The organism is Arthrobacter sp. 05T444, from assembly GCF_056395905.1.
In genome coordinates this window covers 179053-193494 of the sequence record NZ_JBFTKK010000014.1, presented here as the reverse complement: position 1 = coordinate 193494, position 14442 = coordinate 179053, and the positions used below count along the sequence as shown (strand labels likewise).

Sequence of the window (14442 nt, the reverse complement as noted above, 5' to 3'; positions counted from 1 at the left end):
TTTGGTTCTGCCGTTAGTGGCCGGTGCTTTTAGGAGGCCGGGGCTGCTGGGGTTTCTTTGCGTTCGAGGGTTTCGGCGCGTTCCTCCAGCGGCGGGGTGTTCTCGGTGATGCCCAGCAGTGCCTCTCCTGAGAGCGGGACGTCGCCGACCTTTTCCTGGACCCAGTCGTGGAAAGCACCGATGTGGTGTTCGCTGGGGACGAGGACGCCGCCCTTGGAGTACACCTTGGAGGCCATGCCGGGCTGGCAGCGTTCGCACGCGTCGAAGTCCTGCATGTTCACCCGGTGGAACAGCTCCACGGAGGCGGTGACGTCCTTGCCGGACTCCACCACCGAGGGCAGGTACAGCCAGTCGCATTCGACGATCGTGTGATCCGCCGACATCGGGAACATCCGGTGGATGATCACGTGGTCCGGGACCAGGTTCACGAACACGGTCGGCTTGATCGTGATCGCGTAATACCGCCGGTCCTGGTCCTCAGCCACGCCCGGAATCAGGTCCAGGCCCTCGGACCCGTCCACCGTGAAGCCCTTGATGTCCTCACCGAACTCCGCCCCGTGGCCCACGAAGTACTGCGCGGCCAGGCCGTCGGCGAACTCCGGCAGGACCTCGGTCAGCTCCGGGTGGATCGTGGCGCAGTGGTAGCACTCCATGAAGTTCTCAATGATGAGCTTCCAGTTCGCCTTCACGTCATACCGGATCCGCCGGCCCAGCGACAGATTCGCCACGTCATAGCCATCGATCGCGTGCACACTGCCCAGGCGTTCCTCGATCGCGCCCATCACTTCCTCTTCGAAGGACGGCGGTTCCTCGGCCAGACAGACCCAGACGTAGCCCAGGTACTCGCGGATGTGGACCTTGGCCAGGCCGTACTCGTCACGGTCGATGTCCGGCATCTTGGTCAGGTTCGGGGCCGCGATCAGCTTGCCCTCAAAGTCATAGGTCCAGGCGTGGTACGGGCACTGGAAGTTGCGGGCCGCTTCGCCCTTTTCCTCCATGCACAGCTTCACGCCGCGGTGCCGGCAAACGTTGTAAAACGCCCGGATCTGGCCCTTGCGGGTCCGCGAGATCAGCACGCTCTCCCGGCCCACCTGCACCGTCTGCCACGCCCCGGGCTTGTCCAGATCCGCCGAACGGATCGCGCAGAACCACATCTGCTCGAAAATCCGATCCTGCTCCGCCCGGAAAATAGCCGGATCCGTATACAAAGAACCGCCCAGGGTCGGAATCAGACTCGGCGTGGTTACCTCAACAGACAATTTTGTTCTCCTATTCCAAAGACACAAAAAACAACTAAAACAAGAAGGAAAATTGGGGCTAGAGCCCCACGGCGGCACCGGCAAGGGCGGGTACGTCCGCCGGCGTCGAGACTTCGGGCACGACGGCGGCTGCCGGCTTGGGGGCCGACGCCGCGAGGCTCCTCCGCCACTTGGTGAACAGCCGTGGCTGGTTCATGCCCAAAACGGCTACGGGAACGTCCTCCCGGTAGTACACGGCCAGCAGGCTGTGCTCGGCAGCATCCCCCGCGTCGACGTCCAGGCGGTCGTAACCGGCTGAGTGGCCAGCGAACTGGATCTTCACACCATGCTGGTCCGACCAGAAATACGGCGGCTTCAACGGCTGCGCCGGGGCGTGGCTATCCAGCAGCGCCTGCACCGCCAGCGCCGCCCGCTCCAGGGCCCCCGTCCAATGCTCCACCCGGCGGTGCTTATCCACCGCGGCATCAAACCACGCAGCGCAATCCCCCACCGCCACAATGCCCGGAACGTTAGTCCGCCCCATCGCATCGCACAACACACCACCGTCGACGTCCACCCCCGAACCGGCGAGCCATTCGACGTTGGGTTCGGCACCGATGCCGACCACCACAACGTCCGCAGCCACGAACGTCCCGTCAGCCAGCCGAAGGCCGGTCACGTTTCCTTCGCCTGCGTAGAAGTCTTCAATAACTGCCGAGGAGATGATCCGGACACCTTTGGCGGTGTGCAGGCCCGCCACCACCGACCCCATCTCCATGCCCAGCTGGGCTGCAAAGGGCACCGGCTTGGTGTCAACGAGGGTAACGTCCATGCCACGTGAGGCGGCCGAAGAAGCAACCTCGGCGCCGACGAAGCCGGCCCCGATGACGGCCATTTTGCTTCCCGGCACCAGTTCCGGCGCCAGGCTCTGCGCATCGGCGAGGGTGCGCAGGGAAAAGACGTTGCTCAAGCCGGCCAGTGCCGGCAGCTGACGGGCCCGTGCGCCGGTGGCGATCACGATGCCATCGGCCTGGACAACCTGGCCGTTGGCCAGACCAATAATTTTCGAAGACGCGTCCAGGGACACGGCACGTGAACCCAGCAGCCATTCGGCGTCGAGGTCGTCACCGTCGGTTTCCAGGGACAGATCCTCGGCCGTGATCGACCCCAGCAGGAAGTCCTTGGAGAGCGGCGGCCTGTCATACGGGCGGTGCTCTTCATCGCCGATGATGACGAGCCGTCCGGTGAAGCCTTGGGCGCGGGCTGCCCGCGCGGCGGAAAGACCGGCCAAGGAGGCTCCCACGATTGCAAGTGTCTGCATTTCTCTCACCCTCTTTCAATTGCTTCTTAAGCAACAACAAGCGCTATATGCAACAGAGTGATCTATGCCACGGAACCTGTCAAGGGGCCCGTGACTCATTAAAGAAGAGGTACGTAATTGGACCGCCAGCCCTTGACAAAACAGTGTGAGCGAAAGCACTCTGTTGCATACTACGACGTGTGTTGTTCCATGCGGAACAAAGCAGATTTCAGCCGTCCATACCGTTTAAACGAGAAAAAGAGGTCTACTCATGCACAAGGCATGTCCGCTCAGTGAGCTGGCCCCGGGTGAAGCCCTGCGCCTGAACACCGCGCCGCCCATCGCTGTTTTCCACACCGAAGACGGCGAGCTCTTCGCCATTGATGACACCTGCACCCACCAGGATGCTTCCCTGACCGATGGCTGGGTGGAAGGCTGCGAGGTCGAGTGCCCGTTGCACGCCTCAAAGTTCAATCTTCGGACCGGCAAGGTTGACGCACCGCCGGCCAAGCTGCCCGTCCGCACGCACGAAGTCACCGTCGTGGACGGCGACATCATGGTCATCGAATCCGAGGAGGCGCCCAACCTTCCTCCCGGCCTGACAGTGAACGGCCACGTCTAACGCCAGCACGTCCGGTGGCCAAAGCAGCGCGGCTAGGGCCACCTCCGCAACCGCAGCCTCGTCTGCACGAACCTAGGAGACAACCCTTGTCCACAGTCCTTGAAGGCGTCCCCGCCAGCAGCGCCACAACCACGGCCGGACCCGGGGCCAACGCCCACACCGCAGAGTTCGTCCTGACGCTGGCCTGCCCCGAACGGCCGGGCATCGTCCGCGCCATCACCACATTCTTGGCCGACCGCGGCTTCGACATCGTGGAACACCAGCAGTTCGATGACCACGTCAGCGGCAACCTTTACCTCCGCACGGCCTTCACCCAAAGCGGCGATGCCGGCGATCAGGATCCCTTTGCCAGGCTCGATCAGCGGGACCCTCAGACGGCCGAAAGCCTCAGATCCGAGTTCGCAGCCATCGCCCACGAGTTCGGCATGAACTTCAGCATCCACGATGGCCGTCCCCAGCGGCTCCTGGTCATGGTGTCGAAGTTCGGCCACTGCCTGAACGACCTGATTTTCCGCTGGCGGGCCGGCAGCCTCGGCGCGGAGATCGCCGTCGTGGTTTCCAACCACGAGGACCTGCGCCCCATGGCCGAAGCCGCCGGGCTGCCTTTCATCCACGTTCCCGTCACGGCCGCAACCAAGCCGGAGGCCGAGGCGCGGCTGCTGGAGCTCGTCGCCGAGTACGACGCCGACTTGGTGGTCCTGGCCCGCTACATGCAGGTGCTGTCCAACGACCTGTGCACCAACCTCCGCGGGCGCGCCATCAACATCCACCACTCCTTCCTGCCCGGCTTCAAGGGTGCCAAGCCGTACCACCAGGCCTACGACCGCGGTGTGAAGCTCGTCGGGGCCACGGCGCACTACGTGACGCCGGACCTGGACGAAGGACCCATCATCGAGCAGGAGGTCTTCCGGGTAGACCACAGCCTGGATGCGGACGCCCTGGTGACTGTGGGCCGTGACGCCGAATCGCAGGCCCTGTCCCGGGCGGTCAAGTGGCATTGCCAGCACCGCGTCCTGCTCAACAACACCCGCACCGTCGTATTCCGCTAACGCGAACCAGGAGAAACACTTATGAGCGCATCACCACGCGTCGTCATCATCGGCGCCGGCATCGTCGGCACGAACCTGGCCGACGAGCTGGCCAGCCGGGGCTGGAACAACATCACTGTCGTCGAGCAGGGACCGCTGGAGCTCGCCGGCGGCTCCACCTCCCATGCTCCCGGCCTGGTCTTCCAGACCAACCCGTCCAAGACCATGACGGAATTCGCCAGCTATACGGTGGACAAGCTGCTCTCCCTCAGCGCCGACGGAGTGTCCTGCTTCAACCAGCTGGGCGGGCTCGAACTGGCCACCACGGAGACCCGGCTGAAGGACCTCAAGCGCAAGCTCGGATACGCCACATCTTGGGGCATCGAAGGCCGGATCATCGACCCCGACGAGTGCGAGAAGCACTACCTGCTGCTGAACTCCAGCGCCCTCGGGGACGGCCGCGAAGTCCTCGGCGGCCTCTACGTCCCCACCGACGGACTGGCCTCCGCGGCCCGTGCCGTCCAGCTGCTGATCAGCCGCACCCGCGAAGCCGGCGTCACCTACCTCGGCTCCACCGCCGTGACCGGCATCGAACAGACCGGCGGCAGGGTCACCGGCGTCGAAACGGCCGACGGCGTGATCCCGGCGGACATCGTGGTGTCCTGCGCCGGATTCTGGGGCCGCGAGCTCGGCAAGATGGTGGGCATGAAAGTCCCGTTGCTACCGCTGGCCCACCAGTACGTGAAGACCACGGCGTTGCCGGAACTCAAGGGCCGGAACGAGCTTCCCAACGGCGCCCGCCTGCCCATCCTGCGCTACCAGGACAAGGACCTCTACTACCGCGAGCATGGCGACCGGATCGGCATCGGCAGCTACGCGCACCGCCCCATGCCGGTGGACATGGCACAGCTTCCCCGCGTCGGCGCCGAAGAGATGTCCGATCACCGCATGCCTTCCCGCATGGACTTCACCATGGAGGACTTCCTGCCCTCCTGGGAGGACAGCAAGGACCTGCTCCCGGCCCTGCGCGGGGCGCAGATCGAGGACGGCTTCAACGGCATCTTCTCCTTCACCCCGGACGGCGGGCCGCTCATGGGCGAGTCCCCCGACCTCGAGGGCTTCTTTGTTGCCGAGGCCGTCTGGGTCACCCACTCCGCCGGCGTGGCCCGGGCCATGGCCGAACTCCTCATCGAGGGCCAGTCCCGGACGGACCTGCACGGCTGTGAGCTCACGCGCTTCGAGAAGGTCCAGACCAGCGACCAGTACGTCAGCGAAACCTCCCAGCAGAATTTCGTGGAGATCTACGACGTGCTGCACCCGCTCCAGCCCAAGGAGTCCCCGCGGGACCTGCGGGTCAGCCCGTTCAACGTCCGGCAGAAGGAGCTGGGGGCGTTCTTCCTGGAGTCCGCCGGCTGGGAGCGCCCGCACTGGTTCGAGGCCAACGCCGGCCTCCTCGACGAACTTCCGGCCGAGTGGCAGGCGCCGGAGCGGGACGAGTGGTCCGCGATGTTTTCCTCCCCCATCTCGGCGGCCGAAGCGTGGAAGACGCGCACCGCCGTCGGGCTCTATGACATGACGCCGCTGAAGCGGCTGGCGGTGACGGGTCCCGGCGCCGAGGCACTGCTGCAGCGGCTCAGCACCGGAAACATCACCAAGAAGCCCGGCGCCGTCACGTATTGCCTGCTGCTGGAGCACGACGGCGGCATCCGCAGCGACGTGACCGTTGCCCGTCTCGCGGAGGAACAGTTCCAGCTCGGCGTGAACAGCAACGTGGACTTCGACTACCTGCGTGTTGAGGCCAGGAAGCAGTCGGCCGCGGACCCGGCCCGGTGGGCGCATGTCACCGACATCACCGGCAGCACGTGCTGCATCGGCCTGTGGGGGCCTCTGGCACGTGAAGTGATCGGCAAGGTCAGCACCGACGACCTGTCCAACGACGGCCTGAAGTACTTCCGGACCAAGGAGATTTCGGTGGGCGGCATCCCGGTCACGGCCATGCGGCTCTCCTACGTCGGCGAGCTGGGCTGGGAGCTGTACACCACGTCGGAGTACGGGCTGAAGCTCTGGGACCTGCTGTTCGAGGCCGGCCGGGAGCACGGCATCGTCGCCGCCGGGCGCGGCGCGTTCAACAGCATGCGGCTCGAGAAGGGCTATCGGCTGTGGGGCACGGACATGACCTCGCAGCACCACCCCTACGAGGCCGGCCTGGGTTTCTCCGTGGCCAAGGACAAGGTGGGCTTCGTGGGCTGTGAGGCGCTGGCCGCACGCAAGGAACAGCCCGCAACCCGGGCACTGCGGTGCCTGACCGTGGACGACGGCACCTCCATGGTCCTGGGCAAGGAGCCGGTGTACGTCAACGGCGAGGCCGCCGGCTACGTCACGAGCGCCGCCTACGGCTACACGGTGCGTAAGCCGATCGCCTACGCCTGGCTGCCTGCCGCCGTAGGGATCGGTGACTCCGTGGAAATCGAGTACTTCGGCAAGCGCATCGCGGCGACCGTCACGGCCGAGCCGCTGTTTGACCCGGGGATGGAGCGGCTGCGCGGCTGACGGCCATGCGGCCGTCCTGACCCTCTTTGGCGCCAGAACGACGGCGACACACCGGTGAGTCCGGGGTGTCGCCGTCGTTCTTGGTTAATAGAGGGTCAGGACGGCAGCCGGTAAGTAGCGCAAACGAACACTTTAAGCCCCCGCTGCGGCCGCCTCGGGCCGCTCCGCGGGGTGCGCGGCTTCCTCCCGGGCCGGCACGAACCGGACGAACATCGCTTTGAAGCCGGGGGTGTTGGATTCCCGTGCCACGTTTTCCTTGTGGACCAGGGCGTTGGCCTCGGGGAAGTACGCCGCGGCGCAGCCCTTCGCCGTCGGGTAGGCCACCAGCCGGAACTTGTCCGCCTGCCGGTCCTTCCCCCGGAACGTGCTGACCACGTCCACCAGGTCCCGGTCCTTGAAGCCGAGCTCGGCCAGGTCTTCCGGGTGCACCAGGATCACGCGGCGGCCGCCGGAGATCCCGCGGTACCGGTCATCCAGGCCGTAGAAAGTGGTGTTGTACTGGTCGTGGCTGCGGATGGTCTGGAGGACCAGGTGGCCGTCCGGCGGCGTGAGGTACTCCAAGGGGCTCACCGTGAAGCGGCCCCGGCCGATGTCCGTCTTGAAGGAACGGGTGTCCCGCGGCGGGTTGGGCAGCACAAAGCCGTTCTTCGTCCGGACCCGGGCATTGAAATCCTCGAACCCCGGAAGAACCCGGGAGATATGGTCCCGAACCACGTCGTAGTCCTCGGCCATGGCCTTCCAGTCCACCGGGTGGTCCGGACCGAAGGTTGCCTCGGCCATCCGGGCCACGATCACCGGCTCGGCGAGCAGGTGCTCGGACACCGGCTGGAGCCTGCCCTGAGTCGAGTGGACCACGGACATGGAGTCCTCCACGGACAGGAACTGGGCGCCCTTGGGGTGCTTGTCGTCCTTGTCCGTGCGGCCCAGCGTGGGAAGGATCAGGGACGTGCGCCCGTGCACCACATGGGACCGGTTCGGTTTGGTGGAGATATGGACCGTCAGGCCGATCCGTTGCATGCCGGCTTCCAGGGTCTCCGTGTCCGAGCACGCGAGCGAGAAGTTCCCGCCCATCGACACGAACACGTCCACCTCGTCGCGTTCGAACGCCTCCATGGACTCCACTGCGTCGTACCCGTGGTGGCGGGAGGAAGCAATCCCGAACTCAGTGTCCAGCGCCGCCAGGAGCCATTCCTTCGGCTTTTCCCAGATGCCCATGGTCCGGTCGCCCTGGACGTTCGAGTGTCCGCGGACCGGGCAGGCGCCGGCCCCCGGCTTGCCGAAGTTGCCCTGCAGCAGCAGGACGTTGACCATCTCCTTGATGGTGTCCACCGAATGCGGCTGCTGCGTCACGCCCAGTGCCCAGCATAAGATCGTGGCCTTGGACCGGACGAGCATCCCGGCCACGTCCTCGATCTGCTTGCGGGTCAGGCCCGTGGCCTTCTCGGTCTCCTCCCAGTCCAGCTCCCGGCGGGCGTCGCGGTACGCGTCGAAGCCGTCGGTCACCTCCTCGACGAAGGAAAGGTCGACGACGGTGCCCGGGTTCCGCTCTTCCTCCGCCAGGAGCAGGTGGCCGAGAGCCTGGAACAGCGCCATGTCGCCGCCCACCTTGATCTGCAGGTACTCATCAGCCAGCGGCGTGCCGCCGCCCACCACGCCCGAGACGGTCTGCGGATCCCTGAAGTTGAACAGGCCGGCCTCAGGCAGCGGGTTCACCGCCACCACCTTGCCGCCCTTGTCCTTGCACTCCTTCAGCGCCGACAGCATCCTGGGATGGTTGGTTCCCGGGTTCTGCCCGACCACAAAGATCAGCTCGGCATCGTGGATGTCATCCAGCGAAACGGTCCCCTTGCCGATGCCGATGGTCGGGTTCAGCGCCGAGCCCGAGGACTCATGGCACATGTTCGAACAGTCCGGCAGGTTGTTGGTGCCCAGGGCCCGCGCGAACAGCTGGTACATGAACGCCGTCTCGTTCGCCGTCCGGCCGGACGTGTAGAAGACGCAGCGGTCAGGCGTGCTGGCCCGGATGTGCTCCCCGATGAGCCCGAACGCCTCCGCCCAGGAAATCGGCGAATAGTGCGTCTCACCCTCCCGGATCACCACCGGTTCGCTGATCCGGCCCTGATTGCCCAGCCAGTATTCGGTTTTCCCCGACAGCTCCGCGATGGAATGCGTGGCCCAGAACTCGGCTCCGACCGTCCGCAGGGTGTTCTCCTCGGCCACGGCCTTGGCACCGTTCTCGCAGAACTCAGCCGCCTTGCGCTTCTTGTCCGATTCCGGCCAAGCACAGCCCGGGCAGTCGAAGCCGCCGCGCTGGTTCAGCCGCAGCAGTGACTGCGCCGTCCGGGCCACCCCGGCTTGCGCCACGGCACGCTCCAGCGCAACCATCACCGCCTTGACGCCGGCGGCTTCGGTCTTCGGTTTGTGGACTTCGAGCTCGTCCTCGTTGATGTCCGCGACGGGGGCGGGCTGCTTCCCGAACTTCATTGTTCCAACTTCCTTACCGCTAAATTCCTGCTGGTTCGATCGCACATAAGGCGCGCCAGGCTTCCCTGGCGCGCCTTATTGGGCTGTTTGATACTCAGAAACCCCTGCTTACTGGGATACCTTGGCGAGCGTCTCGCGCTCCGCCCCAATCGTGGTGTTGTCGCCGTGCCCGGTGCGGACCACCGTTTCGGGAGGGAGCGTCAGCAACCGTTCCCGGATCGAGGCGAGGATGGTCGGGTAGTCGCTGTAGGACCTGCCGGTCGCCCCCGGGCCCCCGTTGAACAGCGTGTCCCCGGTGAACACCGTTCCTTCATCCGCCAAGAGAAAGCAGGTGGAGCCGGGCGAGTGGCCCGGGGTGTGGATGGCTGTCAGCGTGGCACCGCCCACCTGGAACTCCTCGCCATCGGCAAGGTCACGGTCCGGCTTCACGTCCGGATAGACCTGTTCCCAGAGCACGAGGTCCTCGGGGTTCAGGTAGATCGGGGCGCCAACGGCCTCCGCCACCTCGCGGGCCGCGCCGATGTGGTCGTTGTGAGCATGGGTGAGCAGGATGGCAAGAACCTTCCGGCCACGGACCTGGCTGATGATGGCTTCTGCGTCGTGCGGGGAGTCGATGATGACGCATTCATCGCCATTGCCGACGATCCAGACGTTGTTGTCCACGTCCCAGGTGCCGCCGTCGAGCGAGAAAGTGCCCGAGGTAACCAGGTTCTCGATGGTGACGCTCATGCGGATGCCCCCGCCTGCAGGATGTCTTCGACGGACTGGACCTCGACCACAGACCGGAGAACCTTGCCGTCGTGCATCTTGGTGAAGGCCTCTTCCACCTGGTCGATGGTGATGCGTTCGGACACGAAGGCGTCCAGGTCGAGGTTGCCCTGCTTGTAGTGCGCCACCAGCATCGGGAAGTCCCGGGAGGGCAGGCAGTCCCCGTACCAAGAGGATTTCAAGGAACCCCCGCGGCCAAAGACGTCCAGCAGCGGCAGCTCGAGCTTCATGTCCGGCGTCGGGACGCCCACCAGCACCACACGGCCGGCCAGGTCCCTCGCGTAAAACGCCTGCTTGTACGTTTCGGGACGTCCGACCGCTTCAATGACGACGTCGGCACCGTTGCCTCCGGTCAGGGCCCGGATGGCCTCGATGGGATCTTCCTTGCTGGAGTCCACTCCGTGGGTGGCGCCCAGCGACCTGGCCATCTCGATCTTGTTGGCGTCGATATCCACGGCAATGATCGTAGTGGCGCCGCCGAGCTTCGCCCCGGCGATGGCTGCGATGCCCACGCCGCCGCAGCCGATCACGGCGACGGATTCGCCGCGCTTGACCTCACCGGTGTTGATGGCGGCGCCGATGCCTGCCATCACACCGCAGCCGAGCAGCCCGACGGCGGCGGGATCGGCGTCGTCGTCCACCTTGGTGCACTGCCCGGCGGCGACGAGCGTCTTTTCGGCGAAGGCACCGATGCCCAGCGCGGGCGAGAGCTCAGTGCCGTCCTCCAGCGTCATCTTCTGGGTGGCGTTGTGCGTGTTGAAGCAGTACTGCGGCTGGCCCTTGGCGCAGGCGCGGCATTCGCCGCACACGGCCCGCCAGTTGAGGATCACGCGGTCGCCGGGAGCCACCTCGGTGACGTCCGGTCCGACGGCGCTGACCACGCCGGTAGCCTCGTGTCCCAGCAGGATGGGGAAATCATCGGTGATTCCGCCCTGCTTGTAGTGGAGGTCGGTGTGGCAGACACCGCACGTGAGGATGTCCACCAGCGCCTCGCCCGGGCCGGGATCCGGCACCAGGATCGTCTCGACCGAGACCGGGGCGTTCTTTTCCTTGGCAATGACTGCCTTTACTTTGTGAACCATGATTCCTGTGTTCCTTTCCTGAGCCCGGGGGACTCTTTGGCAACGGCGCCCGTTGCCAATCTAGCTGACTCGTTCCGGTTCCAAATCTTCGTCCAGCGGCTCGATGCCCTGCTCAGGGCAGCCGTTCACGTCATGCGGACCAGGCGTGGCAACGCCAGGCCTTCCCTGATCGAGACGTCGGCCTGCGCACCATACGGAGTCAGCTGAATTGCGTATTACACAACACGATGCACATAGCGCGTACTGGAAAATATGACAGTCGCCACGCGAGAGTGTCAATAGATTGCTGGGCCTCACCGTCCGGCCGCCATTTGATGACGCCTCGCACGTCTCACGCATATCGCAACCTAGTCTCACTCATTGCAACTAATTGGCCGTCGCTTTGGTGCGCATTTCACCGCGCAAACCGCCGCGATCTGCAGACCAATTTACCGGTCCGAAACAAAAAATCATTGACTGTGTGACAGGTCACGCCTAATCTGGTGCAACAGCGTTGCGCTGATTGCAACTCCAAACACTTTGGTGGACATATGAGTAACGAAACTTCCTCCCCCGCCGCTCTTGCGGGACCAACCAGCCCGGAGTCGAATGACGGGCATGGCAGTACATCGCCCGGACCCGCCACACTGAGCGGTCGCGTGGATCCGGACGGCAGCAGCGGTAACGATGTCAGCGGCGTCAGCAGGGAAACGCGCCGGAAGGTAGTCACGGCCAGCTTCATCGGCAACTTCGTCGAATGGTTCGATTACGCCGTCTACGGCTACCTCGCCGCCACCATCTCTTCGGTCTTCTTCCCGGACGCCGACCGGCAGGCGGCCCTGCTGGCCACCTTCGCCGTCTTCGCGGTCTCGTTCTTCGTCCGCCCCCTTGGCGGATTCTTCTGGGGACACCTCGGCGACCGCCTGGGACGGCGGAAAGCACTGTCGCTTTCCATCGTCATCATGTCCGTGTCGACGTTCTGCATCGCACTGATCCCTGGATACGCCAGCATCGGAGTGATGGCGCCGATCCTGCTCCTCCTGGTCAGGGTCGTCCAGGGCTTCTCCGCCGCCGGGGAATACGCCGGTGCTTCGGCTTTCCTCGTGGAGTACGCACCCGCCAATAAGCGCGGCCTCTACGCCGCCGTCGTTCCAGCCAGCACCGCCGCGGGCCTGCTGCTCGGTTCCCTGATCGCGGCGCTCCTCAGCACCGTCCTCACCCCCGAGCAGCTGCATGAGTGGGGCTGGCGGCTGCCATTCCTGCTCGCCGCGCCCATGGGCCTGATCGGCCGTTATATCCGCACCAAGCTCGAAGACACCCCTGCCTTCCAGGCCCTGGCTACCGAGGACCACACAGTCAAAACACCGGTCTTCGCGATGTTCCGGACGTACCGCAAGCAGCTCATCATCGCCACCGGCGCTGTCCTGCTCAACGCCGTGGGGTTCTACGTGATCCTCAGCTACATGCCCACGTATCTGTCGGAGGAACTCGGCTTCGGTGCGGCCGAATCGTTCCTGGCCACCACCATCGCCCTGGCCAGTTACATCGGCTTCATCTTCCTGACTGGCATCGCCTCGGACAAGTTCGGCCGAAAGCGCATGCTGATCACCGCTTCCCTGCTCTTTATCGTGCTGACGGTCCCGGCTTTCATGCTCCTGGACACCGGAAATTTCCTGGTCATTGTTCTGGTCCAGATCCTGCTTGGCGGCATGCTGACGCTCAACGACGGCACACTTCCAAGCTTCCTGGCGGAGCTGTTCCCCACCCGCGTCCGCTACAGCGGATTCGCCGTCAGCTTCAATCTCTCCAACGCTCTGTTCGGCGGTACCGCACCGTTCATGGCCACGCTGCTCATCGGCCTCACCCAGAGCAAGGTGGCCCCGGGCTGGTACCTGGTGGCAGCATCCGTCGTCTCCCTGACCGCCGTCCTGTTCGCCACCGAGACGTCCAAGAAGCCGCTCCGGCAGGAGTGAACCGCATGTCCGGGACTCTCACCCCCGGGACCCTTGCACCCCAGCCCGCCTCCGGCGGGGCACACCTCAAACTTTCCTCACTCAATTCAGCACTAAAGAAAGGTACAAACCCATGACCACCATCGAAACCGAGGCCGTCAACGACGTCAGCAAGCTGGACCGCCTCAAGGTCCTCAACAACGGCGAAAAAGTCAGCCTCACGTTCTCCGACACGGAGTTCGAACGCCGGCTGGCCGGCCTGCGGCGCATCATGGTCGAGAAGGAACTGGACGCCGTCGTCCTGACCAGCTACCACTCGATCAAGTACTACTCCGACTTCCTGTTCACCTACTTCGGCCGGTCCTACGCCATGGTGGTCACCAAGGATGACACCGTCACCGTGACGGCCAACATCGACGCCGGAATGCCGTGGCGCCGCAGCTACGGCGACAACCTCGTGTACACGGACTGGCGCCGGGACAACTACATCCACGCCATCCAGGAAGTGCTGCGCAGCCGCGGCATCAACGCCCGCCGGATCGGCGTCGAGGACGACTCGCTGCCGCTGGACAACCGCAACAAGATCCAGGCCGCCTTCGCATCCGCAACCCTGGTGGACGTGGCCCAGGCGGCCATGCGCCAGCGGATGATCAAGTCCGCCGAGGAGATCGAGGTGATCAAGCACGGCGCACGCATCGGCGACCTCGGCGGCGAAGCCATCCGCAACGCCATCACGGCCGGCATCACCGAGTACGAGGTGGCGCTGATCGGAACCGAAGCGATGGTCCACGAGATCGCCCGGACGTTCCCGGACTCCGAGATCCGCGACACCTGGGTGTGGTTCCAGTCCGGCATCAACACGGACGGCGCGCACAACTGGGCCACCACCCGCAAGATCCAGGAACATGACATCCTGTCGCTGAACTGCTTCCCCATGACCTCCGGCTACTACACCGCGCTGGAGCGCACCCTGTTCTACGGCGAACCGGATGCCCGCTCGCTGGAACTGTGGAACATCAACGTGGAAGTCCACAAGCGCGGCCTGGAACTCATCAAGCCCGGCGCCGTCTGCAAGGACATCGCCGCCGAACTGAACGAGATCTACGTGGGCCACGGCCTCCTGGCCAACCGCACCTTCGGCTACGGGCACTCCTTCGGCGTCCTCAGCCACTACTACGGCCGGGAAGCCGGGCTGGAACTCCGCGAGGACATCGACACGGTACTGGAACCCGGCATGGTGGTTTCCATGGAGCCCATGATCACTGTCCTGGACGGCCAGCCCGGAGCCGGCGGCTACCGCGAACACGACATCCTCGTGGTCGGCGAGGACGGCGCCGAGAACATCACCAAGTTCCCGTTCGGCCCGGAATACAACATCGTGGGGGCATAACAGCACCACATCAGCCTTCACCGGAAAGCGGCGCCACGTCCTGCGTGCC

General features: G+C 64.9%; 10 protein-coding genes. 5 read left to right on the top strand and 5 right to left on the bottom strand.

All coding sequences use genetic code 11. The features are described 5' to 3' along the window. Window positions 1–29 precede the first annotated feature (29 nt). Window positions 30–1259 carry an aromatic ring-hydroxylating oxygenase subunit alpha gene (locus AC1DD3_RS14830; protein WP_476882006.1) on the bottom strand — a complete coding sequence of 410 codons (1230 nt, stop codon included), beginning with the start codon at window positions 1257–1259 and terminating at the stop codon, window positions 30–32. 58 nt (window positions 1260–1317) lie between these two features. Beyond that, window positions 1318–2559, bottom strand: a complete 1242-nt coding sequence (locus AC1DD3_RS14825) for an NAD(P)/FAD-dependent oxidoreductase (RefSeq protein ID WP_230120223.1) — start codon at window positions 2557–2559, stop codon at window positions 1318–1320. A gap of 250 nt (window positions 2560–2809) precedes the next feature. Here AC1DD3_RS14825 and AC1DD3_RS14820 point away from each other — a divergent pair, with 250 nt between their 5' ends. From AC1DD3_RS14820 to AC1DD3_RS14810, 3 genes are all read left to right on the top strand, one after another. After that, the gene (locus AC1DD3_RS14820; RefSeq protein WP_230120225.1) at window positions 2810–3160 is read left to right on the top strand and encodes a bifunctional 3-phenylpropionate/cinnamic acid dioxygenase ferredoxin subunit; all 351 of its coding nucleotides are present in this window, start codon (window positions 2810–2812) and stop codon (window positions 3158–3160) included. Window positions 3161–3246: 86 nt separating this feature from the next. Beyond that, complete coding sequence (gene purU, locus AC1DD3_RS14815; RefSeq protein ID WP_230120227.1) at window positions 3247–4209, top strand: formyltetrahydrofolate deformylase; 963 nt, start codon at window positions 3247–3249, stop codon at window positions 4207–4209. Between the two features lie 21 nt (window positions 4210–4230). Next, complete coding sequence (locus tag AC1DD3_RS14810) at window positions 4231–6738, top strand: GcvT family protein (protein ID WP_476882005.1); 2508 nt, start codon at window positions 4231–4233, stop codon at window positions 6736–6738. A gap of 132 nt (window positions 6739–6870) precedes the next feature. On the opposite strand, the gene AC1DD3_RS14805 is transcribed toward AC1DD3_RS14810, so the two are convergent. The 3 genes from AC1DD3_RS14805 to AC1DD3_RS14795 all read right to left on the bottom strand — a co-directional run bounded on the left by AC1DD3_RS14805 (window position 6871) and on the right by AC1DD3_RS14795 (window position 11072). Then, the gene (locus AC1DD3_RS14805) at window positions 6871–9222 is read right to left on the bottom strand and encodes an FdhF/YdeP family oxidoreductase (protein ID WP_230120236.1); all 2352 of its coding nucleotides are present in this window, start codon (window positions 9220–9222) and stop codon (window positions 6871–6873) included. Between the two features lie 108 nt (window positions 9223–9330). Then, window positions 9331–9951 carry an MBL fold metallo-hydrolase gene (locus AC1DD3_RS14800; protein WP_230120238.1) on the bottom strand — a complete coding sequence of 207 codons (621 nt, stop codon included), beginning with the start codon at window positions 9949–9951 and terminating at the stop codon, window positions 9331–9333. After that, window positions 9948–11072, bottom strand: a complete 1125-nt coding sequence (locus AC1DD3_RS14795) for an S-(hydroxymethyl)mycothiol dehydrogenase (protein WP_476882004.1) — start codon at window positions 11070–11072, stop codon at window positions 9948–9950. Before AC1DD3_RS14795 ends, AC1DD3_RS14800 begins: the two co-directional genes overlap by 4 nt. A gap of 530 nt (window positions 11073–11602) precedes the next feature. Here AC1DD3_RS14795 and AC1DD3_RS14790 point away from each other — a divergent pair. After that, window positions 11603–13024 carry an MFS transporter gene (locus tag AC1DD3_RS14790; RefSeq protein WP_476882003.1) on the top strand — a complete coding sequence of 474 codons (1422 nt, stop codon included), beginning with the start codon at window positions 11603–11605 and terminating at the stop codon, window positions 13022–13024. A 112-nt stretch (window positions 13025–13136) separates the two neighbouring features. Then, entirely contained in the window at window positions 13137–14393 is a 1257-nt protein-coding gene (locus tag AC1DD3_RS14785) for an aminopeptidase P family protein (RefSeq protein WP_476882002.1), read from the top strand. The last annotated feature ends 49 nt before the right edge of the window (window positions 14394–14442 follow it).

Bases quoted from the DNA above. Each gene is read 5' to 3' on its own strand.
- AC1DD3_RS14825 (WP_230120223.1), bottom strand. From the start codon at position 2,559: ATGCAGACACTTGCAATCGTGGGAGCCTCCTTGGCCGGTCTTTCCGCC.
- AC1DD3_RS14820 (WP_230120225.1), top strand. From the start codon at position 2,810: ATGCACAAGGCATGTCCGCTCAGTGAGCTGGCCCCGGGTGAAGCCCTG.
- AC1DD3_RS14810 (WP_476882005.1), top strand. From the start codon at position 4,231: ATGAGCGCATCACCACGCGTCGTCATCATCGGCGCCGGCATCGTCGGC.
- AC1DD3_RS14805 (WP_230120236.1), bottom strand. From the start codon at position 9,222: ATGAAGTTCGGGAAGCAGCCCGCCCCCGTCGCGGACATCAACGAGGAC.
- AC1DD3_RS14800 (WP_230120238.1), bottom strand. From the start codon at position 9,951: ATGAGCGTCACCATCGAGAACCTGGTTACCTCGGGCACTTTCTCGCTC.
- AC1DD3_RS14795 (WP_476882004.1), bottom strand. From the start codon at position 11,072: ATGGTTCACAAAGTAAAGGCAGTCATTGCCAAGGAAAAGAACGCCCCG.
- AC1DD3_RS14790 (WP_476882003.1), top strand. From the start codon at position 11,603: ATGAGTAACGAAACTTCCTCCCCCGCCGCTCTTGCGGGACCAACCAGC.
- AC1DD3_RS14785 (WP_476882002.1), top strand. From the start codon at position 13,137: ATGACCACCATCGAAACCGAGGCCGTCAACGACGTCAGCAAGCTGGAC.